Origin of the sequence: Ligilactobacillus pabuli, from assembly GCF_022836475.1 — a bacterium.
GTDB classification, from domain to species: domain Bacteria; phylum Bacillota; class Bacilli; order Lactobacillales; family Lactobacillaceae; genus Ligilactobacillus; species Ligilactobacillus pabuli.
Window position 1 is genome coordinate 1 of sequence record NZ_BQXH01000042.1, and the last position, 1,852, is coordinate 1,852.

Sequence of the window (1,852 nt, forward strand, 5' to 3'; positions counted from 1 at the left end):
AGTATTCCTGAATCGATTCAATCGAACAAAAAATGGTTTCCTTACAATAAAGGCGGCTCCTATCGTAAATGGTACGGTAACTATGATTACGTCGTCAACTGGGAAAATGATGGCTATGAAATTAGACACTTTAAAGACAGCAGGGGTAAGTTAAGATCTAGACCTCAAAATACGGATTATTACTTTCGTGAAGCAATAACTTGGTCACTGATAACAAGCGGTGGTTTAAGTTTAAGATATAGAAAATATGGTAGTATACATGATGTTGCTGGTATGTCAGCTTTTTCAATCAATGGTAATAACCTATTTAATGTATTAGGTGCTTTGAATTCAAAAGTTGGAAACTATATTTTAAAAATTTTAAATCCAACAATTAATTTACAAGTTGGTGATTTAAAAAGATTTCCTGTGATAAACCAAAGTGGTCAAATAAAAGATTTGATTATTAGTGCGATTGATCTTTCCAAAGAGGAGTGGGATTCCTTTGAAAATTCATGGAGTTATAAAAAGCATCCAATTTTGTCACATATCGTTGAACATAATTTATCACCCCCTTCTGTTATCATGTTTTTCTATACAATGTGCCAAAATTGTGCAAAAAACATTAACGGAGGAATTTAAGATGGTAAGTTATCAAAAAAGAGGTAAAGTTTGGCAATACGAAATTTCATACAAAGATTTAGATGGTAGCTTCAAAAAGCTACGTAAATCTGGCTTTAAACTTAAATCTGATGCCGTTCAAGCCGCTTCTCTAATGCAAGCATCTTCTAGACTTTTAGCCACTAGAAGTCTGTCAAATCAAAGTCTGGCAACATACTTTGAACATTGGATCCTACTCTATAAACAAAATTCCGTTTCAAATATTACCTTTATGAAATATCAAAACACTGCTAAACATATCAGAAAAATCTTTCAAAATATTAGCTTAAACGAACTATCTAAAGAACTTTACCAAGAAAAACTAAATAAATTTGCTGAAACACACGCTAAAAGAACAGTGTCTTGTTTCCATAAACATATTAAAGCTGCACTTTCAGATGCCATTGATGATGGAATTATAGATAAAGATCCTACTAGAAAGGCCGTTATTACGGGTAAAGACTACCTTCCTGCTCAAAAATTTCTAAATTATAATGAGTGGAAAAAATTGATTCATTCACTCTCTTTTGAAGAGCCTGGTGAACTAATGATCTATCTTGCTGCATTAACTGGCATGAGATACGCTGAAATTGCAGCAATTACACCCGATCATATCGACTTCTTAAATAACACTATTAAAATCGATAGAACCTGGGATTATAAGTACCGTTCTGGCTTTAAGCCAACAAAAAACGTGGCATCTTCACGGGTAATTGCGATTGATTCAAAAACAACAGAAGTTTTACATTCGTTTATCGCTAAAAAAAATCTAACTTCCACAGACCTACTCTTTAAGGTTAATGATCAAATTTATTACAGTGCACAAATCAATGAAATCTTGACCAATAAATTAGCAAGTTTATCTTTACCCAGGATTACTTTTCATGGTCTACGTCATACCCATGCTTCAATCTTGCTTTACCAGGGAGTTAGTGTTCTTTCCGTTTCAAAAAGGCTTGGACACAGTAATACAACCACTACGCAATCAACCTACTTGCATATTATTAAAGAGTTGGAAACAAAAGATACCGACCAAATTTTAAAAATTTTATCTGAATCAAATTGAGTTTAAAAAATTGGCACTTTTCTTGGCACAAAAAATGGGTCTAAACTTTTTAGTGTTGATGAGATGATCATCAGCACTATTTTTATACGTAAAAAGGACATCATTTGTCCTCTTGTGCTACGATTAAAGTGTCGAAGTCTAATCAAA

General features: G+C 32.9%; 1 protein-coding gene and 1 pseudogene. Both read left to right on the plus strand.

The features are described 5' to 3' along the window. Positions 1-621, plus strand: a pseudogene (locus LPAF129_RS10975) (BREX-1 system adenine-specific DNA-methyltransferase PglX); the annotation flags it as partial. 1 nt (position 622) lies between these two features. Then, complete coding sequence (locus tag LPAF129_RS10980) at positions 623-1,705, plus strand: tyrosine-type recombinase/integrase (RefSeq protein WP_244057165.1); 1,083 nt, start codon at positions 623-625, stop codon at positions 1,703-1,705. Positions 1,706-1,852 lie beyond the last annotated feature (147 nt).

Bases quoted from the DNA above. Each gene is read 5' to 3' on its own strand.
- LPAF129_RS10980 (WP_244057165.1), top strand. From the start codon at position 623: ATGGTAAGTTATCAAAAAAGAGGTAAAGTTTGGCAATACGAAATTTCA.